The organism is Motiliproteus sp. MSK22-1 (assembly GCF_001968815.1).
Classification (GTDB): Bacteria; Pseudomonadota; Gammaproteobacteria; order Pseudomonadales; family Balneatricaceae; genus Motiliproteus.
In genome coordinates this window covers 77,689-101,808 of record NZ_MIEQ01000049.1, presented here as the reverse complement: position 1 = coordinate 101,808, position 24,120 = coordinate 77,689, and the positions used below count along the sequence as shown (strand labels likewise).

At 48.2% G+C, this 24,120-nt stretch carries 18 protein-coding genes; 13 read left to right on the top strand and 5 right to left on the bottom strand.

The window, feature by feature from the left end; genetic code table 11:
- The first annotated feature begins 339 nt into the window (after nucleotides 1-339).
- Nucleotides 340-1,221, top strand: a complete 882-nt coding sequence (locus BGP75_RS15290) for an MBL fold metallo-hydrolase (RefSeq protein ID WP_076719696.1) — start codon at nucleotides 340-342, stop codon at nucleotides 1,219-1,221.
- Between the two features lie 162 nt (nucleotides 1,222-1,383).
- The gene (locus BGP75_RS15285) at nucleotides 1,384-3,132 is read left to right on the top strand and encodes a SulP family inorganic anion transporter (protein ID WP_076719801.1); all 1,749 of its coding nucleotides are present in this window, start codon (nucleotides 1,384-1,386) and stop codon (nucleotides 3,130-3,132) included.
- 687 nt (nucleotides 3,133-3,819) lie between these two features.
- Here BGP75_RS15285 and BGP75_RS15280 read toward each other — a convergent pair.
- Both BGP75_RS15280 and BGP75_RS15275 read right to left on the bottom strand, forming a co-directional pair.
- The gene (locus BGP75_RS15280) at nucleotides 3,820-3,936 is read right to left on the bottom strand and encodes a hypothetical protein (protein ID WP_369832131.1); all 117 of its coding nucleotides are present in this window, start codon (nucleotides 3,934-3,936) and stop codon (nucleotides 3,820-3,822) included.
- A 112-nt stretch (nucleotides 3,937-4,048) separates the two neighbouring features.
- Entirely contained in the window at nucleotides 4,049-6,562 is a 2,514-nt protein-coding gene (locus BGP75_RS15275; RefSeq protein ID WP_076719695.1) for a CoA transferase, read from the bottom strand.
- Between the two features lie 464 nt (nucleotides 6,563-7,026).
- Here BGP75_RS15275 and BGP75_RS15270 point away from each other — a divergent pair, with 464 nt between their 5' ends.
- The 7 genes from BGP75_RS15270 (at nucleotide 7,027) to gcvA (ending at nucleotide 16,043) form a co-directional block, all read left to right on the top strand.
- Nucleotides 7,027-7,521 carry a universal stress protein gene (locus BGP75_RS15270; RefSeq protein ID WP_076719694.1) on the top strand — a complete coding sequence of 165 codons (495 nt, stop codon included), beginning with the start codon at nucleotides 7,027-7,029 and terminating at the stop codon, nucleotides 7,519-7,521.
- The gene (locus BGP75_RS15265; RefSeq protein ID WP_198939374.1) at nucleotides 7,518-9,146 is read left to right on the top strand and encodes a BCCT family transporter; all 1,629 of its coding nucleotides are present in this window, start codon (nucleotides 7,518-7,520) and stop codon (nucleotides 9,144-9,146) included. Before BGP75_RS15270 ends, BGP75_RS15265 begins: the two co-directional genes overlap by 4 nt.
- A 65-nt stretch (nucleotides 9,147-9,211) precedes the next feature.
- A complete protein-coding gene (locus tag BGP75_RS15260) occupies nucleotides 9,212-10,369 on the top strand; it encodes an iron-containing alcohol dehydrogenase (RefSeq protein ID WP_076719693.1) in 1,158 nt (385 codons plus the stop codon).
- A gap of 119 nt (nucleotides 10,370-10,488) precedes the next feature.
- The gene (locus BGP75_RS15255; RefSeq protein ID WP_233152940.1) at nucleotides 10,489-12,024 is read left to right on the top strand and encodes a CoA-acylating methylmalonate-semialdehyde dehydrogenase; all 1,536 of its coding nucleotides are present in this window, start codon (nucleotides 10,489-10,491) and stop codon (nucleotides 12,022-12,024) included.
- A 454-nt stretch (nucleotides 12,025-12,478) separates the two neighbouring features.
- A complete protein-coding gene (locus BGP75_RS15250) occupies nucleotides 12,479-14,074 on the top strand; it encodes a BCCT family transporter (protein WP_076719692.1) in 1,596 nt (531 codons plus the stop codon).
- A gap of 255 nt (nucleotides 14,075-14,329) precedes the next feature.
- Nucleotides 14,330-15,112, top strand: a complete 783-nt coding sequence (locus tag BGP75_RS15245) for an IclR family transcriptional regulator (protein WP_076719798.1) — start codon at nucleotides 14,330-14,332, stop codon at nucleotides 15,110-15,112.
- 16 nt (nucleotides 15,113-15,128) lie between these two features.
- Nucleotides 15,129-16,043, top strand: a complete 915-nt coding sequence (gcvA, locus tag BGP75_RS15240) for a transcriptional regulator GcvA (RefSeq protein ID WP_076719691.1) — start codon at nucleotides 15,129-15,131, stop codon at nucleotides 16,041-16,043.
- A 57-nt stretch (nucleotides 16,044-16,100) separates the two neighbouring features.
- On the opposite strand, the gene soxR is transcribed toward gcvA, so the two are convergent.
- Nucleotides 16,101-16,607 carry a redox-sensitive transcriptional activator SoxR gene (soxR, locus tag BGP75_RS15235; RefSeq protein ID WP_143821077.1) on the bottom strand — a complete coding sequence of 169 codons (507 nt, stop codon included), beginning with the start codon at nucleotides 16,605-16,607 and terminating at the stop codon, nucleotides 16,101-16,103.
- A gap of 222 nt (nucleotides 16,608-16,829) precedes the next feature.
- Between soxR and BGP75_RS15230 the strand changes: the two genes are divergently transcribed.
- The 4 genes from BGP75_RS15230 to BGP75_RS15215 all read left to right on the top strand — a co-directional run bounded on the left by BGP75_RS15230 (nucleotide 16,830) and on the right by BGP75_RS15215 (nucleotide 21,501).
- Nucleotides 16,830-18,068 carry a multidrug effflux MFS transporter gene (locus BGP75_RS15230; protein ID WP_076719797.1) on the top strand — a complete coding sequence of 413 codons (1,239 nt, stop codon included), beginning with the start codon at nucleotides 16,830-16,832 and terminating at the stop codon, nucleotides 18,066-18,068.
- Nucleotides 18,069-18,492: 424 nt separating this feature from the next.
- Nucleotides 18,493-19,701: a beta-aspartyl-peptidase gene (iadA, locus tag BGP75_RS15225; protein WP_233152939.1), complete on the top strand. Its 1,209-nt coding sequence runs from the start codon at nucleotides 18,493-18,495 to the stop codon at nucleotides 19,699-19,701.
- 115 nt (nucleotides 19,702-19,816) lie between these two features.
- The gene (locus BGP75_RS15220; RefSeq protein WP_076719689.1) at nucleotides 19,817-20,743 is read left to right on the top strand and encodes an ABC transporter ATP-binding protein; all 927 of its coding nucleotides are present in this window, start codon (nucleotides 19,817-19,819) and stop codon (nucleotides 20,741-20,743) included.
- Nucleotides 20,740-21,501: an ABC transporter permease gene (locus BGP75_RS15215; protein WP_076719688.1), complete on the top strand. Its 762-nt coding sequence runs from the start codon at nucleotides 20,740-20,742 to the stop codon at nucleotides 21,499-21,501. Before BGP75_RS15220 ends, BGP75_RS15215 begins: the two co-directional genes overlap by 4 nt.
- Before the next feature lie 143 nt (nucleotides 21,502-21,644).
- On the opposite strand, the gene BGP75_RS15210 is transcribed toward BGP75_RS15215, so the two are convergent.
- Together BGP75_RS15210 and BGP75_RS15205 are read right to left on the bottom strand one after the other, a co-directional pair.
- Nucleotides 21,645-22,538, bottom strand: coding sequence for an MBL fold metallo-hydrolase (locus BGP75_RS15210; RefSeq protein WP_076719687.1), 894 nt, complete (start codon nucleotides 22,536-22,538; stop codon nucleotides 21,645-21,647).
- 208 nt (nucleotides 22,539-22,746) lie between these two features.
- The gene (locus BGP75_RS15205) at nucleotides 22,747-23,898 is read right to left on the bottom strand and encodes a methyl-accepting chemotaxis protein (protein WP_076719686.1); all 1,152 of its coding nucleotides are present in this window, start codon (nucleotides 23,896-23,898) and stop codon (nucleotides 22,747-22,749) included.
- Nucleotides 23,899-24,120: the final 222 nt, after the last annotated feature.

Here is a 24,120-nt window from a genome sequence, read left to right as displayed (position 1 = left end):
TGTTTCGATAACTATGTTTACACCGATTTACACCAGCAAAAAGAAAGTTATCACTACTTCTTAAGCGCCTTTATCGATACTCAAACCAGAATGGGGGATTGCCATAAACAGCCACTCCAGGACTCACAGTTCCAAGAGAGTTATCAAACAGGAGAGATCTCACAAACAACATAAGAATAATCTAATTTATTTTATTCTTTTTTGATATATGCATATAACCAATTTGACAATCGCGGTATTGATGATTATATTTTAATCAGCATCAACCCTGCTTTAACAGCCAGCTACGCGGTTTGATACAAATAGCCACGACAGATAACGATTCACGAGGGTTTTGTCATGAACATTCCTGAGGTTAAAGCCTTCTTCGACGAGACCAGCAACACCATCAGCTATATCGTTTCTGATCCTGTTAACAAACACTGTGCGATTATCGACTCAGTGCTTGATTATGACCCTCCCTCGGGTCGGACCAGCACCCAGACAGCAGATAAAATGATCGAATGTATAAACGCCTGCTCGCTCAAGATTGACTGGATTCTGGAAACACACGTTCATGCAGACCACCTATCAGCAGCAGCTTATTTAAAAGAGCAGCTTGGAGGTCAGATCGCCATTTCTTCTCAGGTTCCCGTTGTTCAACAAGCGTTTGGCAAACTGTTTAATATTGCGGAAGAACTCGCTGACAATGAGGGACTGTTTGACCACCTGTTCGAAAACCAAGAACAATTTCAGGTTGGCAATATTAAAGCTCGCAGCCTCCATACCCCTGGACACACACCTGCCTGCATGACTTACCTGATCGGTGACTGTGCTTTTATTGGCGACACCCTTTTTATGCCTGATTATGGGACTGCCAGAGTCGATTTTCCCGGTGGCGATGCAGCAACTCTTTTCCACTCTATTCAAAAAATATACGCGCTACCGGATCAAACCCGTCTATTTATGTGCCATGACTACAAATCGCCGAACCGCGATCACTACCTCTGGGAAACAACAGTGGAGGAACAAAAGGCCAATAATATTCACCTTAACGCCAGAACAACCGAAGCCGAGTTTGTCGCCATACGGGAATCCCGGGATCAAGAACTGACAGCCCCCCGCCTGATCCTGCCTTCTGTCCAGGTAAATATACGCGCTGGGCAGCTACCAGCAGCGGAAGATAACGGTATTCAATATTTAAAAATTCCTCTGAACAGCCTTGGAACCAAGCAGTCTTGATCACTTCCGGCCTGATCCTCATTTATAGCCTGGCATGATTATCTTTCAGACAAGGGCCAAAGCTGCCTTTCTTCATGATAAACGCTATCAAGGCGCAGCCTGATGCCTATCGATTCTTCTACCCGGCAATGGCTTGCTCGACAATTAAACCGCAACAAATTAATGATCAGTAAAGCGATCAGCAATCATTGGCTGCTCAATTACCAGTCGAAAGATGGCCCGGCCGATTTAATGGCGGCGGTAATTGTCACCATTATGCTGATTCCTCAGAGTCTGGCTTATGCCCTGCTGGCAGGATTACCGCCTCAAGCAGGATTGTACGCAAGCATTTTGCCGCTGGGAGCCTATGCCTTATTCGGCTCCAGCCGCTTTCTTGCAGTGGGCCCCGTTGCTGTCGTCTCACTAATGACCGCTGCCGCCGTCAGCCAAATAGCCATCCCCGGCACCGCAGAGTACTGGGGAGCCAGTCTGGTATTAGCAGCCGCTTCTGGACTGATATTACTCCTGATGGCTATCCTCAGACTCGGCTGGATCGCCAATTACCTGTCTCACCCGGTGATATCTGGTTTTATCACCGCATCGGCTATCCTGATCGCTGTCAGCCAACTAAAACACCTACTTGGAATCCAGGCTCAGGGACATAATCTCATCGATCTGGGAACCGATATTTTCCAGAACCTTGAAACAACCAACACTTATACACTACTGCTTGGAACAGCCTCTTTGGGTGTTCTTTTTTGGACCCGCAAGGGGCTGAAGACTTTCTTGATGACACTGCAATCACCAGCACTCTTAACAGACCTACTCACTAAAGCAGGACCTGTTCTGGTAGTCGTGACAACAACACTCGCAGTCCTGTTCGCAGACCTGGAAACCAAAGGGGTTCAGATTGTCGGTCATATCCCCCAGGGCTTACCGGCGCTAACCCTGCCAAACCTTAACCTGCAACTCTGGAAAGAATTGCTACCAGCGGCAATACTGATCAGCCTAATTGGCTTTGTGGAGTCGATATCTGTGGCACAAACACTGGCCGCCAAACGCCGGCAACGTATCACACCTGACAAGGAGTTGCTGGGATTAGGCAGCGCCAACCTGGCTTCGGCTATATCAGGAGGCTTTCCGGTCACGGGTGGTTTTTCGCGCTCGGTAGTTAACTTCGATGCAGGAGCCCGCACCCCCTTGGCCGGAATACTCACCGCTGCTGCCATAGCCTTAGCCGCAATATTACTCACCCCCTGGTTTTACCACCTGCCAAAAGCCACCCTGGCCGCCACGATTATTGTCGCCGTGGTTGCACTGATTGATCTGTCAGCTTTAAAGCGGACCTGGAATTACTCCCGTGCAGACTTTACCGCCATGGCAGCAACCATCTTGACGGTGCTGCTAGTCGGCGTTGAAGCCGGCGTGATCACTGGCGTTCTGCTATCCATCCTCCTGTTTCTAAGACAAACCAGCAAACCTCATGTGGCAGAAGTCGGACTCGTTCCGGGCACAGAGCATTTCCGGAATGTAGATCGCCATCGGGTCGAAACCCTGGAAACCGTTATAAATGTAAGAGTGGACGAATCTCTGTACTTCGCAAACACCCGCTTTCTGGAAGACCTTATTTACGACAAAGTGCTGCAACAACCGCAAACAAAGGATGTTGTACTGGTCTGTGCAGCCATCAACCATATTGACGCCAGCGCCCTTGAAAGCCTGGAAGAACTGACCCGCAGACTCTTTGATGCAGGCGTACAGCTGCACCTCTCTGAGGTCAAAGGTCCGGTTATGGACCGACTCAAACAGTCCGCGTTTCTGGATAATCTGACAGGCAAGGTGTTTTTAAGCCAGTTTCAGGCTTGGCAGGCATTAAAGCTCAAAAGTGAAAACGATAGATTGCCGGACAACATCAACTCAACCGCGGGTTGATGAGTGATAATCGACACCGGAAATACAGCTGTAATCCGACTGGAAGGAGAGATTACATAGCATTCCCGGTGCCGCTAAAATCCGTTTAAAACGTTGTGGCATGGCCCGCTGACCCTAAATAACACTTAACTTTTTTAATATTCAGTCAAAACAGGCGATTATCCTATCTACACCTCGCCATTTTCTGCTGTATCCGGGTAAAGAGCTGCAAATTCACATGAAACAGAGAAAGCCAAAAGCTCTACCTTAGGGTGATCTGATATCAGAAAACAGGATTAATCTGATTCATTCCGTATCGGGTACCGGATTGGTTCGAAGGTAACGTAGGGAAGAACTAACTATATAGATAACCAGCGAACGTGAAATCTACGCCAGACTTGAGGTCTGGCTGGTAAGGACCAGAAGGTGACTTATAGTCGCTCTCTTTATTCAGTCTAAGATGGTTATAGCCGGGGGCAATGGATTTAGTGAGCCAAAGCTGGTTGAAATCCCTAAACAGACAGTGAGTGCAACTTTGTGAAACAAAGAAAAACAACGCATAAAAATAGTCCTCAGGTTTATTTTTGTCAGCTCGGGATTTGTATTGCAGCCCCCTCCCAGTTCGCCCCAGCACTTTTCTGCGACAACCGGCAGATATAAAAAAGCCGGCATTGATTTCAACTTATTCGAACAAAGCGGCAAGTACTCTCAGTCGGCTTTGAAACTCAGATCGATCCACATAGCAGCCCCGTAAATGACGTAACCCGGTCTGGGATCAAAGCGTTCTCGGTCATGTAAAACTCGACGGTTATCAAACACCACCATATCACCGGCATTAAGTTTGAGACGAACCAGGCAGCCTTAGCACCTTCAATATAATGCAGACGGAGTCAGAGTCCGCCTGCATCTATCCGCTTGGAATGAAATTAAACCTTAACTAGCTCGGCAAGAACTCCTTACCCCAGCCCTGCCCTGCAACTTTTCGCTCAATCATCGAGCTGATTTCCGCCTCGCTGTAACCCGCATCAGCCAGAATCACTCGGGTGGAATGACCAAATCGTTCCGTTGAATCGATGGCCCTGATGGTAGCCTCAGCGGGACGAATCGCATAGTGATCAATCAGCGTAACGCAGTGACTACTGGGGTGGTCCGGGTAGACTGAGAAGGCAAAGCTACCTTTATCTATCCCTACACTACCATCTGCTTGCCGACTATATCTATCCCGCAAGTCCTCTATAGATTGAGGCGCTGCTGCCGCTACTCCGGCGCTTTGCAACATCTCCGCCCAGTAATCGGCCGGCGCTGTTTTGAAGGCAGCAGTCAGGAAACCGGCTATGTCATCCGTCGCCAAAATGCCTTTTAGGCCTTCTATCTGATTGAGCGTGCTTAGTTCAGTAGCATTTGCATCCAAAAAGATCCAACCCTGCCCGGTTTGGTAAAAATGGGATAGTTCATGGTTGCCCAAAGCCTCCCGTCCCGAAGGTTCGTTAAAAGGGGCACGACCTTGATAGTCAAAGGCAAAGGGTATCTGAGCCAGGTTAGTCACCGCAGATAAGGAGGTCCGGGCTCGGGTCGCTTCACCGGTCTTTTGCTTGTGGTATAGGGATACCGCCATTCCCAGACCTGCGGCAAATCCGCAGTTAACGTCCAGCGTACCTAAATGAGCATGCTCTTCGGGCGTTTTCTGTCCGCCAAAGCGGCTCATGATTCCGCTGTTTGCCTGGATAATATCATCGTATCCGATGTAGTCGGTTTTTGGACCACCCAGCGGCCCGCCCAAACAATCCAGACGGCAGAACAATACTCCAGGATTAATGGCTTGCAGGCTTTCATGATCCAGACCTAAAGGTTTTATCTGCCGCTCAGGGGCATTAATTACCACCATATCAACGGATCGAACCAGTCGCTTGAAGACTTCTCTTCCTTCATCGGTTGTAATATCCACCAGAGCACTTTTCTTACCCATATTGGTTAAGAAGGTAAAAAGTGTGCCGATCAGAGGATCATAAAAAGGTGTCACCGGATCCAGTTTGATCACTTCGGCGCCAAACCGCCCAAGAAAAGCTGTCGAATGAGGACCGGCAATCACATTGGTCAGATCCAAAACTCGCAGCCCATCTAACCACCCGTTACCAGTGATCGGATGAATATCTGCACCAACCGGGCGCGTGACTTTGTCCTGCTCAGCCACCTCAGTCAGCTCTGCCAGCGCCTGATCGTAGCTCACCTCTTTTCTGGGACGAGGTGACAGCATCGATTCTGTCAATCCTTCTAACCAGGCAATGGGCCCTGGCTGCTTCATGATGCCAAACTCAGGATCTTTTACCTCAACAATCAATCCAGCGGCATTGGTATGCTCATCATTGACCCACTCCTGGGTTGTTCGATGGGGTGCCCCGGGTATCTGGCCTTCACCAAATGCGACACCCCACTCGGTCGACGTCTTCGCCAGGAATGCTTTTTTCATTTTTGCAGAGATAATATCCGCCCATTTTTTTGGCAGCGGATAGACACCAATAGAGGTCTCTCCCTCCCATTCTGCGATAGGTTGATGCAGGTCGACGACATCCGGTAATCCCTCAGCGAGCAGTTCGTCATAAATTCCCAATAGCTGCAAGGCGCGCTTGGCATGATTGCGATGTGAAGGACAAACACAATAGAACATCCGTCCATCGGCACACTCATAAGTGCGATAAAAAGGGTCCAGATATTCCTGCAATTGCTGGTAACTCAAATCCATCGGGATATCGTTGGTTTTTCGATGTTCAATCTCATGCTCACGCATGGTTTTATAACGATCAGGCAGCCCTTCAATTACATAGGAATTGTATGAAAGCCCTTCCATCAGAGCGGAGGCTACCGGAACTTCGATACTGTCCCCTCGTCCGGTTTTTTCCCGCTCGGTAAGGGCAAACACCACAGAACTGGCTGCCAGAGAGGTTGCATAGGATGAACCAAGCGGCAAGGGTGAAAAGCTGGGATTCAATCCCATCAACACCCGATTAAATCCCATATCGGTAAAGGCGCCACAGGTCGCGGCGACCACCGCTTCAGTGGCTTTCCATTCCCGGCGTAATTCATCATTGCTGGCAAACCCCGGAACAGAAAGGGTGATCAATTCAGGTCGCTCTAGCCGCAATTCAGAAAAATCCACCCCCAGACGCTTCATCACCCCCGGACGAAAGCTTTCTATCACCACATCCGCCTTGGTTATTAGAGCCAGAGCCTGAGACAGGCCTGACTCAGTTTTCAGATCCAGGCGAATGCTGCTCTTATTTCGATTCAGGATGGCATTGGCCGGATGATCCCAAAGGGGACCTTCCGGGGGGTCTATATGCACGACGGTTGCACCAAGATCGGCCAGTGTCATAGCAACGGCCGGACCTGCAATCTGTTGACCGAAGTCGACAACACGAACACCGGCCAAAGGCAATTGATTGTTATTTTTCATTGCAATAAATCCTACTTAAAGCTGTTCCAGCAAACAGCAAATGATGAGCGTTGAAAACGGTTCACCCGAAGGCGTGCTCATTCAGAGTACGTACCAGTTATCCACAGTACTGACCTATCATGAACACCTCTTTTTCGAACAGTTTCTGCGGCGGATAGTAGAAATGAAAACATCGCTGAACCAGCAATAAAAAAAGGCCCTGAGGGTGTGTTTTATTTATACCTTTATAAACTCAACAACCTCACGAATCCTGCAATTGCTAGCTAATTGATATTTCAGAAGAAATTAAAATACTGATCGACCTATAAATAAAATAAGGTCATAGACTGGAATTTTATTGTTTCTTTTCCGATTATTTTTATATAACAATCCATTTCGTATCATTTTAAGGTATTTTATCAATACCCTTCGCTGTAGCAGTCTCCAAGAAAGACTAAGAGCAACCCTTATCGAAGAGTTGAAGCATGAATAATAAGTACAAAAATATACTCATCCCGGTGGATCTGGCCCACGAGAGCTCCTGGCGCAGCGCATTGCCTATGGCGGTTGAACAGGCTCGGAATAACGATGCCAGATTGCATGTTGTAACCGTTGTTCCCAACGCCGATATTCCTGCAATTGCGGCGCATCTTCCCAGTGGCATTGATCGCCACATAAAAGAAGAAGGAAAGGGAAACCTCAAGGCGCTGGTAGAGCGTCTTGTACCCGACAATATCATTACCAGCGTCACCGTTGGTCAGGGTCGAATTTATAAGGAAGTTCTTCGAATCGCCAGAGAGGCAGACGCAGACCTGATTGTGATGGCATCCCATCGACCTGAATTAACCGATTATTTGATTGGCGCCAATGCTTCCCATGTCATGCGACATGCTCAGTGTTCAGTACTGGTGGTGCGCGAAAAAGTCCAAGAAAAAACGCGAGAAAGAACAGCTAGAAATCAGCAGGGGGTGGCATCATGAGAACGCATAGACAGGCAATGCCTGAGAGCGGCTTATTTACAGGCACCAACCCGATCATGGCTATCGGGTCAGGATTACTGGTCATGGCATTTGTGCTATTCACCATCGTAGATCCAAAGTATGCCAACTCGATCTATTCAGCCGCCAAAGCCTTTATCGCTTCTGACCTGGCCTGGTATTACATCGGCCTGATCAGTTTTTTTCTGTTTTTCTCCATATGGCTGATCTTTAGCCGCTACGGCGATATCCGTCTCGGGAAGGATACGGATAAACCTGAATTCAGTAACTTCTCCTGGTTTTCAATGCTGTTTGGAGCGGGTATTGGCATTGGAATCCTGTTCTGGAGTATTGCTGAACCCATTTACCATTTTCAGAGCAATCCTCTGATTACCGAAGCGCAGCAATTGACAGTCGAGGCGGCTCAAGTCGCTATGCGAATCTCCATCTTCCATTGGGGGCTACATGGCTGGGCACTGTTTGCCGTGATCGGCTTGGCGTTAGCGTATTTTGCTTACCGCAAAGGCTTACCTCTCTCCATTCGTTCTTGCCTTTATCCCATCTTTGGTGATCGTATCTACGGTCCTATTGGTCATGCAGCCGATCTGCTCGCGGTGTTTGGTACTGTGTTCGGTATCGCCACTTCTCTGGGTCTGGGTGCTCAGCAGATGAACGCAGGTCTGGGCTACCTGCTGGGTTTTGAAGTCTCAACCAACAACCAGATCATATTAATTGCCGTGCTCTCAATCATCGCCACGGCATCGGTACTGACCGGTTTGAATAAGGGTATTCGTATCCTTAGCGAATTGAATATGCACCTCACTCTGATCATTCTGGGACTATTTGTTGTTTTTGGTCCGACCGCTTATGTGCTGGGAGCCTTTGTTACCAACACCGGTGATTACCTGTTTCATGCGGTTGAACTGGGTCTTTGGGTCGATCCCGATCCCAAGGGTCAATGGCAGGGCTGGTGGACCATTTTCTATTGGGGCTGGTGGATAGCCTGGGCTCCTTTCTGTGGGATTTTTATCGCACGCATTTCCAAGGGACGCACGATCCGTGAGTTTGTGCTGGGTGTACTCGTCGCACCGACACTTCTGGCTGCTTTCTGGATCTCAATCTTCGGTAATACTGCCATGTTTATCGAACTGTTCGGCGGCGGAGGAGTGACCGCTGCTGTTAACGCAGACACGACTATGGCGCTGTTCAAAACCATCGAACTGATGGGTATCGGACAACTGATGACCGTCCTGATGTCCGGGCTTTGCACCATTATGCTGGTGACCTACTTCGTCACCTCAGCAGACTCCGCGACCCTGGTAATCTGCACCCTGATCTCAATGGGTGAAGAGCATCCGCCGGCTCGTTTACGGGTATTCTGGGGAATAGCGGTTGGGGCAGTAGCAGGGGTTTTGTTGTATGCCGGTGGTCTTAAGGCCCTGCAGACCGCCTCGATTGTTGCCGCACTCCCCTTCTCAATCATCGTGATCCTGGCCACTTATGGGCTCTACAAATCCCTGCGTGAAGAGACCTTACCCGGTAAACAGACGTTGTCAGCCAAAAGCAGCACAGCCAAAGAAATCGGCGCAGCAGAACAGTCGGCTGCTTCCATAGCCAGTAACGTTTAAAAACAGCTTCTCGCCAGCGCTTAATCAGTTAGCACTGATGATCCGAATAGATAATAGGAGACAACATGTCTACTCAAGTGATTCTTCCCCGCATTATGCAAGTAGGTGCTGGCGCAAGCCAGGAGATACCCAACATTCTGACCAGCCTCGGCTGCAAGCGCCCGTTGATTATTACCGACAAGATGATGGTTAAACTGGGGTATATCAGTCGAGTCCAAGAGGCCCTTGCAAGCCATGCCATTGCGGCTGAAGTCTTTGATGATACTGTTCCAGAGCCCACAGTCAGCTCGATTCAAGCCGGTGTTGATAAGGCCCGCAATGGTGATTATGACTGCCTGATAGCGTTGGGCGGCGGCAGCCCCATAGACAGCGCCAAGGCCATTTCTATTCTCGCCAAACAGGGTGGCGAGATGCAGGATTATAAGTTTCCTCGGGCTGTGATTGAGTCAGGTTTACCGATTATTGCGGTGCCCACCACAGCAGGAACCGGCTCTGAAGTAACAAGGGTTACCATCATCACCGATGAAAAAACCGACGAAAAAATGCTCTGCATGGGCATTGGCTTTATGCCTGTGGCAGCTCTGGTGGATTATGATCTGACCCTGAGTCTGCCATCACGCACCACGGCGGATACCGGGATCGATGCCTTAACTCACGCCATGGAAGCCTATATCAGTAAGAAGGCCAATCCCTATAGCGATAGTCAGGCATTATCAGCGATGCGGTTGATCAGTCCGAATTTACGCAGGGTTTATAAAGACGGTTCTGACAACCAAGCTCGCGAAGCAATGATGCTGGGTTCCACTCTTGCCGGTGTAGCCTTCTCCAATGCATCGGTGGCATTGGTTCATGGTATGAGCCGTCCTATTGGAGCCGCTTTCCATGTCCCCCATGGTCTCTCTAATGCAATGTTACTGCCCAGCGTGACTGAGTTTTCTATTCCCGATGCTCCTGAACGTTATGCCGACTGCGCACGCGCAATGGGTATAGCCAATGAAAAAGACAGCACTGACGTTGCCAACGACAAGCTGCTGAATGAACTCCATGCCCTAAATGACGAACTTCAGGTTCCCACTCCAGAACAGTTCGGCATTAAGCGAGAAGATTTCTTTAATTTGCTGCCAACCATGGCTGAACAGGCTCTGGCGTCAGGATCTCCCAATAACAACCCTCGTGCCCCCAGCACCGAAGAAATTATCAATATCTACAAAAAGCTCTGGTGAGCCAGTAGAGATTATTCATCTATGTCATATCTGCAACTGTTAATTATTTCGTATGACCAACTGGCAATTGCCTATTTGTAACGCAACAGTCGTTACTCGTTTGAATTTGAGGATAATGTATGAGCACCGATGCTATGGCCAGCACTGCTATAACCACTGACAAAACAACCCCAGTAGGACATCTGATCAATGGTAAAGTCATCATTGAGGGGAGTCGCAGCCAGGACGTATTCAATCCGGCCACGGGGGAGGCCAGTAAGCAGGTTGATCTGGCCAGCCGACGGACCGTCGAAGAAGCCATTACCGCCGCCCAGGCCGCGTACCCGGCATGGCGAAATACTCCCCCCATCAAGCGTGCACGTGTGATGTTCCGCTTTAAGGAATTATTAGAAAAAAACGCTGATCGCATTTGCGAAATGATAGGTGAAGAACACGGTAAAATTAATCATGATGCTCAAGGAGAGCTGCAGCGCGGCATCGAGAATGTGGAATACGCTTGCGCTGCACCGGAACTGTTAAAGGGCGAACATAGTAAGAACGTTGGACCTAACATTGACTCCTGGAGTGAGTTTCAGCCACTGGGAGTGGTAGCCGGGATTACCCCTTTTAACTTTCCCGCCATGGTGCCCCTGTGGATGTATCCCATGGCCCTGGTCTGTGGTAATTGCTTTATCCTCAAACCGTCCGAAAGAGACCCCAGCTCAACCCTCTTTATCGCTCAGCTTCTACAAGAAGCAGGGTTACCGGACGGCGTAATGAATGTTGTCAACGGTGATAAGGAAGCCGTTGATACGTTACTGGATGACGACCGGATTCAGGCTGTTAGTTTTGTTGGATCAACTCCCATCGCTGAATATATTTACACGACTGCCAACGCTAACGGAAAACGCTGCCAGGCACTTGGAGGTGCTAAAAACCACGCCATCCTGATGCCGGATGCAGATATGGATAATGCTGTTAATCAGTTGCTGGGAGCGGCTTTCGGTTCTTCTGGAGAACGTTGCATGGCACTATCGGTAGCGGTAGCAGTAGGTGATGCCACCGCAGACGCCCTGGTATCCAAAATGCAATCGGCAATGGCTAACCTGAAAGTCGGTGCTCATACCGATAACAGCAACGATTTTGGTCCGGTAATCACTCGACAACACCAGAATAAAGTCGTCGGGTATATCAACAGCGCCGAAGAGCAAGGGGCCGAGATTATAGTCGATGGCCGTAACCCTCAGGTTAGCGGCTATGAAAATGGTTTCTTTGTCGGTGGCACGCTTATAGATAAAGTCACTCCTGAGATGCAAAGCTACCAAGAAGAGATCTTTGGCCCGGTCTTACAAATCATCCGTGTAGAAACTATGCAGGAAGCCATGGATCTGATTAATGATCATGAATATGGCAACGGTACCTGTATCTTTACCCGTGACGGAGAAGCTGCTCGCTATTTCTCCGACAATATCAAAGTGGGCATGGTCGGAATTAACGTTCCCCTCCCCGTCCCCGTCGCATTCCACAGCTTTGGCGGGTGGAAGCGTTCCTTGTTTGGCGATCTTCACGCCTACGGTCCCGATGCCGTGCGCTTTTACACCAAACGTAAAACCGTTACCCAACGCTGGCCTTCCGCTGGAATTCGAGAAGGGGCTCTGTTTTCCATGCCGACATAAATAATGCTATGGCGAGATAAGGAATTTGCTAACCATAGGGAAAAGACTTGATACAAGCAGACCTGCAATTACATAGTTGCAGGTCCTTTTTACCCACGAGCTTTGCTTCAAAAAATATCTTTCGCCCGTAGTCTGCGACCCTAAAACAGCCATAAAGATGATTGCTCGCCTTTTTTACTGAAACACATCTAATCCCCCCACCAATGATTACCTGATAGTCACTGCTACTGAAAAAAAAATAGCAACTGTGTGAAACTATTAGCAGCAGGCACCGATGTCGAACTGTTCAATTTATTATCCATCAATCCACGATCTTCGCGACCACAAATCGTCCAGGGAGACAGTACTTTGCTACACTTCAACTACTTCTGTGGTCTGACTTGCTGAATACTGTTCCACCAAAGAGAGCTTCTGGCAGGCCATTACTCCAAACAACGATAGCTAGGGAAGGGATATGAGTGAAGACGATGTGCAAACTGACTACAAAATCGGTCAGGATAATATTACGCCGTTCGGCCTCGACATACACAACCCGGTTTTTCTGATTTCAGGGATGTCGATCGTCGTATTCGTGCTGGTCACATTAATGTTTCAGCAGGGAGCATCAGAATTTTTCAGTTGGCTGCGCCCCGCGATTACTAGCAATTTTTCCTGGTTCTTTCTCTCAGCAGGAAACATTTTCGTCGTCTTCGCATTAGTGGTCTGTGTGACCAGACTGGGTAAGGTGCGCCTCGGCGGCCAGGATGCAACACCCGATTATAGCTACGTTGGCTGGTTTTCAATGCTATTTGCTGCGGGCATGGGGATAGGTCTGATGTTTTTTGGAGTATCCGAGCCTATGTCCCACTTTGCCTCCTCCATGGGCGGCATATCGATGGAAAACGGGGCTCGCACTGACTGGGCACCACTGGCAGGAGCTGCCGGTGATATCAATGCGGCAAAAGATCTCGCCATGGCGGCGACTATTTATCACTGGGGCCTGCACCCTTGGGCGATGTACGCTGTAGTGGCACTGGCACTCGCCTTCTTCTCCTACAACCATAAGCTACCACTAACCCTGAGATCAGCTTTTTATCCTCTGCTGGGAGAACGCGTCTGGGGCTGGCCTGGTCATACAATCGATATAATCGCGGTATTCGCTACCTTATTTGGACTGGCAACGTCGCTTGGGTTTGGCACCCAGCAAGCCCTGGCAGGGTTTAGTTTCCTATACGACTGGGGTACCGGAAACGTTGCCGTAGTGCTGCTTATCACGGCTATCACCCTGATCGCCATCGTATCTGTGGTGCGCGGCCTGGACGGTGGGGTTAAGATCCTCTCTGAAATTAATATGGGACTGGCTCTGGTGCTGTTGCTGTTCATACTGCTGGTCGGACCAACCGGTGACATCATGTCAACCATGTTTTCCGGAGCCTATGCCTATGCCACCGAATTTATCCCGTTGTCGATGCCCTTCGGACGCGAGGATGCAAATTTTTCCCAGGGTTGGACTTCGTTCTATTGGGCCTGGTGGGTTTCCTGGTCACCTTTTGTCGGTATGTTTATAGCTCGTGTTTCACGCGGACGCACTGTACGCGAATTCATCATCTGCGTGATTCTGGTGCCAACCGCGCTTTGCATACTCTGGATGTCTACCTTTGGTGGTACGGCTGTAAGCCAGGTGATCGCTGACGCTTCCGCTCCCGTTGCCGCCGCAGCACAGGAAATCAAGCTATTTCATATGCTCAGCGACTTCCCTCTCTCCAGTCTGTTGTCACTGGTCGGAATCGTACTGGTACTGGTGTTCTTCGTCACGTCTTCCGACTCCGGTTCATTGGTGATAGACACCATTACCGCCGGGGGTAAAACCAACGCGCCGGTATCACAACGAATCTTCTGGTGCAGCTTCGAGGGATTGGTGGCTGCGGTGTTACTATTGATCGGTGGCTCAGAAGCGCTCAGCGCATTGCAGGCGATGGCTGTTTCAACCGGCTTACCTTTTACTCTGGTATTACTCGCCATGTGTGTGAGTTTGTGGATAGGCTTATCGAACGCCAGCAAGGCAATATAGCTTTCATAGAACGGTTATTGCTATTTTGATAAGAGTGCGTTTATAGCGTCCTCAGCCATGATGGCTGAGGACGGATATCCACAAACGAACTCGTCCCTCCTGTTTAACAACTCAAAACTTGGCCAGATAGAGAAGCTGGACTCGATAAACCAAAAGAATGTAGCAGCCTCTTACCTGGAGATCTTGTAGCTTCTATACCACACCGATAATATGCAGCTGTTACTGTTGTTAAGTCAGTTTTCAGAGGAAAGAGGAATGTCGGTATCATCTAGAGAAAAAGGCTCCTCTATCACGCGAGTACTGGAAATTATCGAAGCGGTATCCAAAGCAGAACGGCCTATGTCTCCAGCTGATCTCGCCTACCAGCTCGACATCCCAAAACCCAGTATTCATCGCCTTCTGAGCCAACTTGAAAAAGACAGTTATCTTCAAACCAATATGCGTGGTTTGATCGTTCCCGGTGATCGTATGCACGGCATCGCTTTGGGAGTGCTTTACAGTGGTCGATTTAAAGCACTAAGACAGGCGATCCTTACCCGACTCACCAATGAAATTGGTGAAACCTGTGGTATTGCGATTCCTAATGGCACCGAGATGATTTATTACGACCGTGTTCAAACTGACTGGCCCTTGCAAGTACATCTGCCGGTAGGCAGTCGCACCCCCACTTGGTGTACTTCCAGCGGTAAACTTTATCTCAGCTCTCTGCCCAAGGAGCGACGCCAACGGATCATTAAAAATCTACCTCTGCGGCAATATACCCGCAATACGCTGACTGACCCTGACTCTTTGGAAGCAGCGCTTATAAGAACTAAATCTGAAGATATGGGTATCGACAACGAAGAATTTGTCGATGGTATGATCGCCTGTGCAGTTCCTGTAAAAGATAACAGTGGAAAGCTGTTCGCCTGTTTGTTCACCCACGCGCCACTCATTCGAAAGAACCTGAAAGAATTACTGTCATTTACTCCCCTGTTACGAGAAGCTGCCGAAGAGCTGAGCAGATTGATCGATGACACAGAAACTGAAATAAGCTGATCTGGAGCGCAGACCGATGAAAAAACGGCTCCCCCCTCTCAATTGGCTAAGATCCTTCGAAGTATCGGCCCGACACCTTAACTTTACTCAGGCTGCGACAGAACTAAACCTCACTCAAGCGGCCATCAGTCAACAAGTTAAAGGACTGGAGTCGCAACTCGGAGTTGCCCTCTTCAAGCGCTTACCTCGAGGGTTGGAGTTAACCGAAGCAGGTCAAGCCTATATGCCTGCTGTTCATGAATCCATTGAACGGCTGGCCGCTGCGACAGATGAAATTTTTGGCCACGGTCGCTCTAAACTTCTGACAGTAAGAGTAAACCTGGTTTTCTTTACAACCTGGCTGGCCCCCAGAATTGCCCGTTTTCGAAAACGTCATCCTGATGTGGGTCTGCGTTTTACCAGTAATATCTGGGTGGAAGAAAAAGACAAGGATGCCGATATGGAGATCCGCTATGGCAAAGGTTCCTGGCCGGGGTTTAAGTCAGATCGCCTGACCTGGGACGAATTGTTTCCCGTATGTAGCCCCACTCTCAGCGATCACGCGCCTTTACCGGACACTCCTGAAGAATTGATTAATCATACCCTGTTACATGTTATCGGCTATGAAGAAGGTTGGGGGTACTGGCTCAACCAGACCGGTTACCAACACCTGGATGCCTCTCAGGGAATACAGTTTGACACACTGATTACTGCCTTGGAAATGGCTTCATTGGGGAATGGTTTTGCGCTGGGGCGAACCTCCCTGGTATCAGAAATGATTGCCAACGGACGTTTGGTCGCTCCCTTTGAGCAACGGGTAGCTACCGCTGAAGCCTTCTATCTGGCCTATCCAGCGCACCAGTATATGCAACCCCATGCAGAGGCATTCCAGGCGTGGATTATTGAGGAAGCTGAACACGAGCGCGATCAAGCAGAGAACGGAACTCAATAATCATCTTGAGAGTTAACGCCCTGATTGTCTCAAAAAGGAGTTCAAAGCAGGTACAGGTCAATCGGTAGATAGATCTTCAGGATCCGATTCATTCCAATCCTTTTTGAACTCAGCGACATCCTTAGGGTCCAGCAGTCGCGGCCCCGCCCCCTTTTCAGCCAATTTATCACTGGGGTTAATCATTTCGCAGTGTTTGACCGACAAACAACCACAACCGATGCAATAGGAAAGCCTGTCCCGCAGCATTATCAGGCGTTCTATGCGATCATCCAATTCGCTCTTCCATTTTGTGGAGAGCTTTTCCCAATCGTCTGAAGTCACCTTGTTGCTATCAGGGATGGTCGCCAGTGCTGTGGCAATTTCTTTTAGAGGAATTCCGGCATTCTGTGCAGCTTTGATTACTGCAATTTTACGAAGAACCTCACGTCCGTAGCGTCGATGGTTACCATTATTGCGCCACGATTTTATCAGCCCTTTGGATTCATAAAAGTGAATGGCAGACACCGCAACTCCACTTCGAGCAGAGACCTCTCCTACTGATAATTCGGTTTTCTTTTCATTCATCCTGGTACCTTTTATCTCTACCGATGGTCTCAGCTCTTCTATCCCTACTAACTTATTACCACTTTTTATCGCCCCTTAGCGTTGATAATCCTTGACCTCAAGTTAACTTGAGATATTAGACTTGCTTGCAATCATTCTCAAGGACGTTCTAATAAAGGAAAATCGAGATCTCAACTTGGAGACCTCATGGCCTTTCCAGAGCAAAACTTAACAGAGGTACAAATGAATCATCCGGATTCCAAAATAGATAACAGAGAATTCATTTGCCTGATGGCTATATTAATGTCGCTGTTGGCGCTATCCATAGATGCGATGCTTCCTGCTCTGGGGCAAATAGGAACAAGCCTTGAGCTTGAAAACCCGAATGATGGTCAGTTGGTCATTACTACGGTATTTCTGGGTATGGCAATGGGACTTATGCTTTACGGTCCTTTATCAGATTCTTATGGTAGAAAATCTGCTCTTTATCTCGGTTTGTGCATTTTTCTGGTCGGAAATCTGATTTCACTTTTTTCAACAGACTTCACCTTTATGTTAATTGGAAGGATTTTCCAAGGATTCGGAGCCGCCGCCTGTCGAGTGGTGACATTAGCCATGATCAGAGACAAGTTCGAAGGACCGGAAATGGGGAGAGTCATGTCATTAATTATGGTGTTTTTTATTCTGGTGCCGGCACTGGCCCCCACTCTGGGACAAGCCGTTCTTTTCTTTGCTGATTGGAGAGCCATCTTCGCAGTTATTTCAATGGTGGGCTTAGTGAGTCTCTTATGGCTGTTCTTTCGTCAACCCGAAACCTTGCCCGGAGATAAACGTCTCGGATTTTCAGTCACCGTTATTACTATGGGTATTGCTGAAACATTAAGGCATCCGGTCACGCGGGTCTATATGATTGCTGCCGGAGTGATTTTTGGCTCCTTTGTTGGATACCTAAGTTCGGCACAACAGATTCTGCAGATTCAATACCAACTGGGTGACTCCTTTTCCCTTTACTTTGGCGGTTTAGCCCTGGCTATCGGGCTTTCCTCTTTCGCCAATTCAAAATTAGTAATGAAATTTTCAATGGAGCGGCTTTGCTTATTCTCATTGGCTGCCTTTTCCATTATCTCTTTTGCATTTCTGCTCTATACTCGAATGTCCTCAGGGCATCCGCCATTGATCCCATTTATCAGCTATCTGGCAATGGTCTTCTTTTGTTTTGGGATTCTGTTTGGAAACCTCAACACTCTTGCGGTACAACCTTTAGGTCACATTGCGGGGGTGGCAACTTCTGTCATCAGCTCGATACAAACTCTGTTATCTATCGTAGTAGGCGGAGTAATCGGACAAAGCTACAACGGTACAGTTCAACCATTGGTACTCGGTTTTTTAGTGTGTGGATTATCTTCACTAGCTATTTTGCTTCTGGTTCAAAAAAGAGCACAGAATTCCGAAACACTGCAACGTAGTGATGCTCATTCATAATGGTTTGCCAACAGAAAGACCATGGCCTGTTCGCTCAAACCTCAACAGATCACTGCTAATAAAATTTGACAGCGAAGGTTTCTGAGCGCACATTGTCGATTGAAGCGTATCGCCACCAGCCTGCCAGGGGGGCGCTGGCGAGAAGAATCACTCCCTGAGCAACTGGAGGTGATCATATGTCTGAACGACTTATCGAGCGAACTTCTGGGGTAGTTTGTTGACGCCAGGCTATTGCCTGAGTTTGCTCCATGACGGAAAGCCTCGCAGCCTTGCTACGAGGCTTTTTTAATCGCTGTGATTTACCGAATACCGGTTGTCAAATGGAAGCACCCGTTTATAGCCCCTCCCCCGGTCCGTTCGAATGCAGTAGTGAAAAGAATAAGTTGCCAATAAAACAATGATGAAAATGTAGAGGTTATCAGTCGTGGGCCAATCATTAGATCAGGATAATGTTACCGGCATGATCTCATTACTAAAAAACGTAAAGCTATACAGTCCTGAATACCTGGGCGTAAAGGATGTGTTGATCGCCGGAGGCAAAATCGCAGCAATTCTTGATAGAAACGATAATGATCAAGGGATCATTCCCAGTGACTGGAATATTGAGGTTATCAACTTTCAAGGGGCCGCGCTAACTCCCGGATTTATCGACAGTCATGCGCATATTACTGGCGGGGGTGGTGAGTGTGGCTTTTCCACTCAGGTGCCCCCTGTGCCTATCTCAGAATTTACCGGCGCGGGCGTAACAACCGTGGTGGGATTGTTGGGAACAGATGATACCACCCGCAATACCGGTAATCTGCTGGCCCGGGTTTATGGGCTCAGGGAGGAAGGTATGTCGGCCTATTGCTGGACCGGCGGCTACCACTACCCACTGACAACGCTGACCGAAAGTGCAAAGGCTGACATTGTCTATCTGGAGCCGGTGATTGGAATCGGAGAATTTGCCATAAGCGACCACCGCTCGAGCCAGCCAACTTATGAGGAAGTCATTCGACTCGCCAGCGAAGCCCATGTTGCAGGCCTGATAACCGGTAAAGCCGGTATCATTCACTTCCACCTGGGAGAGGGTGAACGCCGATTGGAATTGCTTGAGCGAGCCCTGTCAGAAACGGAAATTCCTGCCAGAGTCTTCAACCCCACTCATGTTAATCGAAATAAAGAGTTGTTTAAGGACAGTTGCCAGCTGTTAAGCCATGGAGGCTATATTGATATTACGGCGTTTCCTAAAGGAACGACCGAGTCAGGGTTTGAAGCAGCAGAAGCCATAGAGCTTGCGGTTAATCAGGGCCTGGCAGTGGAACGGATAACCGTCAGTTCAGATGGCGGAGGTTGCCTCCCCTGCTTCGATCATCAAGGTGAACTTCAGCGTATGGACTTTGGTCGTGCCAGCACCCTAGTAGAAACCTTACAAGTCGCTTTGCAGGCCGGATTAAAGCTAGAAACCCTGTTACCCATGTTTACCAGTAATGTGGCAAGTCTTTTAAAACTTAAATCAAAGGGAAAAATCGCTCCTGGCCTGGATGCCGATTTGCTGGTATTAAATGATAACTATGAAATTACTGATGTAATGGTTAAGGGAACATGGCATAAGCGACAAGGCCAGTCGGTGATCGTTGGAACTTTTGAATAAATGCTGAGTTATTTAAGCGATTACTCGTACTTTTAATCAAGCATCAATATTTTCAATCTATTATAAGTACCCTTAACCCCTCATTGAAGCCATCGAATAATCGATAGGAGACCCAGTGCAATCGATCATTTCCATTAAGGGCCTAAGCAAGACTTACAGTGGTAACTTTACTGCGTTAAATAATATCAATCTGGAAATCCAGCGCGGTGAGATCTTCGCTCTGCTAGGCCCCAACGGTGCTGGCAAAACGACATTGATCAGCATTATCTGCGGCATTGTTAACCCCAGCCAGGGTGATGTAATGGCTGACGGTCATGACATCGCCACTGATTATCGTGAGGCCCGGAGCAAAATAGGCTTAGTGCCGCAAGAGCTCTCCACGGATGCCTTTGAGAGTGTCTGGGCAACGGTCACCTTCAGCCGCGGGCTGTTCGGCAAAGCACCTGATCCGGCCTACATTGAAAAACTGCTGCGCCAGCTGTCACTGTGGGATAAAAGAGACTCCAAAATCATGGCATTGTCTGGTGGTATGAAGCGGCGGGTAATGATTGCCAAAGCTCTTTCTCACGAGCCACAGATTCTGTTCCTTGACGAACCAACTGCCGGAGTCGATGTCGAGCTGCGGCGAGATATGTGGGAAATGGTACGGGAGCTGCGCAGCAGTGGTGTCACCATTATCCTGACCACCCACTATATCGAAGAAGCAGAAGATATGGCTGATCGTATCGGTGTGATCAACGGCGGTGAACTGGTATTGGTAGAAGAGAAGTCAGCTCTGATGGCCAAGCTCGGCAAAAAGCAGCTCAGACTGCAACTGCAGACTCCTCTCACAGAGCTACCCTCCGAGCTGGATCGTTACCAACTGGAACGAGGAGAGGATGCAAGCACGTTGATTTATACCTTCGACACTCAACAGGAGCATACTGGTATTGCAGAACTATTGCGTAGTCTCGATCAGCAAGGGTTAGACGTCAAAGACCTGCACTCCAGTGAAAGCTCTCTTGAAGAGATATTCGTCAATCTGGTAAGGGAGCGAGCATGAATATTTATGGTATCCGGGCAATCTACAAATTTGAGATGGCCCGAGCCTGGCGGACTCTGATGCAGAGTATCGCCTCGCCGGTGTTGTCCACTTCACTGTACTTTATTGTCTTTGGAACTGCGATAGGCTCACGGATGGGGGAGATTGATGGGATCAGCTACGGTGCCTTTATTATTCCCGGTCTGGTTATGCTTTCGCTACTCAGTGAGAGCATTTCCAACGCTTCTTTTGGCATATTCTTTCCAAAATTTTCCGGCACTATCTACGAGGTGCTGTCAGCGCCGGTATCCCCCTTTGAAATCGTCGCCGGTTACGTCGGCGCAGCGGCAACCAAATCGATTCTACTTGGATTATTGATACTGGCCACGGCTCGAATTTTTGTTGACTATTCGATTGTCCATCCTTTGTGGATGCTGGCGTTTCTGGTACTCACCGCAGTCACTTTCAGTCTGTTCGGATTCATGATCGGTATCTGGGCGGACGACTTCCAAAAACTGCAGGTCATCCCGCTGATGGTTATTACTCCACTAACCTTTCTCGGCGGCGCCTTTTATTCCATTAATATGCTCCCCGAACCCTGGCAGACCCTGACTCTGTTTAATCCGGTGGTGTACCTGATCAGCGGTTTTCGCTGGGCATTTTATGGCGTTGCCGATGTTAACGTCGCTATAAGCCTGGGTATGACCGTTGTATTCCTGCTGATCTGTTTGGCGGGTATCAGCTGGATATTTCGCACCGGTTACAGGATTAAGCCTTAACATTCGAGATAATTCAGGAGCAACTCTACCCCTTCTTTTTAGAGTGTTGTCCGGAACTTTCGACGGGGGAGTAACAGCACAGGCTGCTATTTCCCCAAACTCCAGTTATCCAGAGAGTCACTCAGTATCTGCAGTGCCAACAGTTAGAGACTCTGGTAAACAATCCCTATCCAGCTTTCTGTAGAAAGAAAGCCGTCAGTCCATTCATTCCATTGGTCAGACAACCCTTCTTTTTGGGCCTGCTCCTGACTCATCCCCTTATCTTTCATCGCCTTAACTTCGGCAGCAGTGCCCACTAACATTTCATGAAAAGCTCGCAAATCTGACTTGCTGGACAATGGTCCGTGACCCGGAATTATCTTAGTCTGATCATCCACACGATGAAGTACAGCCTCGATATTGGCTGCCATTTTCAGTACGTTGCCACCCGAGCTTATATCAACAAACGGGAAGAACCCGGAAAAGAAATGATCTCCCATATGCACCACATTGGCATTCTTGAAATATACGATGGAATCACCATCCGTATGGCCATTAGGATAATGAACGACGTTTATTTCCTCGCCATTAATATACAGCGTCATCGCCTGTTGATAGGTGATTGAAGGTAATGCTGCTTCTGGGTATGGCTCTGAGACCATGTTAAACAATTTGATTTCCTGGCGGGTTAACAAGCGAGTACGAACATTATCATGGGCAACAATTTGCGCATGATCACCTAAAGCCAGATTCCCCTGCGTATGATCCCCATGCCAATGCGTGTTGATAATGTAAGTCAGTTTATCCAGGCCACCATAATTAGATAATTCAGCCTTAAGCGCATCAGACATGGCTTTAAAATCGTCATCGATTAGCAGTATCCCCTGCTTACCGGATAATACAGCCAGATTTCCTCCTCGACCTTGCAACATCGAAATATTATCCGTGAGCGGCAAAGCCTTAAATGATGGAGATTCATCATGACTGGTGGCTTGGGCCGCAAAAGCCGCTATAACCAGCAATAATGAATGGGTGATCTGAAAGACCTTTTTGAACATAAGAATATCCCTTTTCAACGTTTTGATTTGAGCGAGTGCAACCTGTGAAATCCATTGCTGATTGAACCATTACGCCTGAAGTTGAGCAATGCTGAAATCATCGATGCTCTTGATCTGCGGCATGGATTGGAATCAACCTGTTACCGATCATTGTTACACTCTGCCGCTTTAACCAACCAGATGCTTTGAACTAATGGGTCAGCGGCTATTACAGGGTGAACTCTTCAAGCTTGGAGTTCATCTTTTCCTCAAGTGTCTTTTGTCTGTGGATAAGTTCAACAACTCGTGCAATGGTAGACTGATCGCTGTTGGTATTCTGATTAAAGCGGGTAACAATTGCGTTGGTCTCGGTATTTTTCTGCAATAACTGCCGAGAAATGTCTGCGGTCATTTCCATTAATTCAGCAGCATCCCTGGCCTGGATGGTTGCCTGCGAAATACTCTCAACAGTGCCTTCCATCGTATTGATGACTCCACTGAGCAATTCAGTCTGGCTCTTCATTTGCTGAGTGGCATCATCTGTCGAATGAGTGATGCTGCTAATAATCTGATGAATTTCTTCCAGACTTTGCTGGGTCCGGACAGCCAGGCTACGCACCTCGTCGGCTACCACGGCAAAACCGCGCCCCTGATCACCTGCTCGTGCGGCTTCTATCGCAGCATTTAATGCCAATAAGTTAGTCTGTTCAGCAATACTGCCCACCACCGTCAGCACGCTACGAATCTGTTCCGCATTACTGGACAGTTCACCCAGTCGGTTGGCCAACTCATTATTATGACTGGAGTATTCTCCAAGGCGCTTCTCAAGATCCGTAATATCCTGCTGTGAGCTGCCAAGCACCTCTCCCACACACAGGATTTTTTCCTGAGTTTCCCTGGCGTTATCCACCAGACTTTCCGATAACTGATTGACTTCAGAAAGCTCTTGAGTTGCCTGAAGTATCAACTCATCACTTTCCAAAATACGGGTACTAAAACTATCCATTATCTGCTGTATTTCACCGGTAGCACTAAGACTGGAATCTGCAACCTGTGAAGCTTCCAAAAGAGCCTGGCGAATATTATTGCGAAAATCGTCAATCACCAGCATCACTTCTGCCAGTTCAGTATTGAAATTAACATTGACCTCGGGGTCATGAGACAGATCTTTTGCAGAAAAATGCTTCATGTAATCAGATACTTGACGAAGCGTGTCGACTCCCCAACGTTTCTCATCCAAATCATGAATCAGGACAACCGCAGCAACAACTAACTGGATCACTGTTGACCAGATATTGTCTGTCAGCAACAAGGCATTACCGATCAAAAGAACAATGCCTACCCAATGAATACTGCGCATACGTACAAAAAGTGACTTCATTCAGGAAACCTACTTAATCAGCAGTTAATGGGGCCTTACATCCTTCTCAGTGAAATGGCAGGAGGTCTTTCTACCTCAACCTGATTACTTAAAATCAATCAAATCAGAACCGAGAAAGAGTATTATTGGCTAAGTTAGAAAGTAGCACTATATTTCATAGTTGTCTGTTTTTAATATAGATAACATAGAAATTCAGATTAAATTAGGGAATACTCAACTACA

What these genes read in the sequence shown, in the direction of transcription:
- BGP75_RS15290 (WP_076719696.1), top strand. Translation starts at nt 340, where the DNA reads ATGAACATTCCTGAGGTTAAAGCCTTCTTCGACGAGACCAGCAACACC.
- BGP75_RS15285 (WP_076719801.1), top strand. Translation starts at nt 1,384, where the DNA reads ATGATCAGTAAAGCGATCAGCAATCATTGGCTGCTCAATTACCAGTCG.
- soxR (WP_143821077.1), bottom strand. Translation starts at nt 16,607, where the DNA reads ATGAATGAAAAGAAAACCGAATTATCAGTAGGAGAGGTCTCTGCTCGA.
- BGP75_RS15270 (WP_076719694.1), top strand. Translation starts at nt 7,027, where the DNA reads ATGAATAATAAGTACAAAAATATACTCATCCCGGTGGATCTGGCCCAC.
- BGP75_RS15210 (WP_076719687.1), bottom strand. Translation starts at nt 22,538, where the DNA reads ATGTTCAAAAAGGTCTTTCAGATCACCCATTCATTATTGCTGGTTATA.
- BGP75_RS15250 (WP_076719692.1), top strand. Translation starts at nt 12,479, where the DNA reads ATGAGTGAAGACGATGTGCAAACTGACTACAAAATCGGTCAGGATAAT.
- BGP75_RS15260 (WP_076719693.1), top strand. Translation starts at nt 9,212, where the DNA reads ATGTCTACTCAAGTGATTCTTCCCCGCATTATGCAAGTAGGTGCTGGC.
- BGP75_RS15205 (WP_076719686.1), bottom strand. Translation starts at nt 23,898, where the DNA reads ATGAAGTCACTTTTTGTACGTATGCGCAGTATTCATTGGGTAGGCATT.
- BGP75_RS15280 (WP_369832131.1), bottom strand. Translation starts at nt 3,936, where the DNA reads ATGGTGGTGTTTGATAACCGTCGAGTTTTACATGACCGAGAACGCTTT.
- BGP75_RS15230 (WP_076719797.1), top strand. Translation starts at nt 16,830, where the DNA reads ATGAATCATCCGGATTCCAAAATAGATAACAGAGAATTCATTTGCCTG.
- BGP75_RS15255 (WP_233152940.1), top strand. Translation starts at nt 10,489, where the DNA reads ATGAGCACCGATGCTATGGCCAGCACTGCTATAACCACTGACAAAACA.
- BGP75_RS15245 (WP_076719798.1), top strand. Translation starts at nt 14,330, where the DNA reads ATGTCGGTATCATCTAGAGAAAAAGGCTCCTCTATCACGCGAGTACTG.
- BGP75_RS15275 (WP_076719695.1), bottom strand. Translation starts at nt 6,562, where the DNA reads ATGAAAAATAACAATCAATTGCCTTTGGCCGGTGTTCGTGTTGTCGAC.
- gcvA (WP_076719691.1), top strand. Translation starts at nt 15,129, where the DNA reads ATGAAAAAACGGCTCCCCCCTCTCAATTGGCTAAGATCCTTCGAAGTA.
- BGP75_RS15265 (WP_198939374.1), top strand. Translation starts at nt 7,518, where the DNA reads ATGAGAACGCATAGACAGGCAATGCCTGAGAGCGGCTTATTTACAGGC.
- BGP75_RS15215 (WP_076719688.1), top strand. Translation starts at nt 20,740, where the DNA reads ATGAATATTTATGGTATCCGGGCAATCTACAAATTTGAGATGGCCCGA.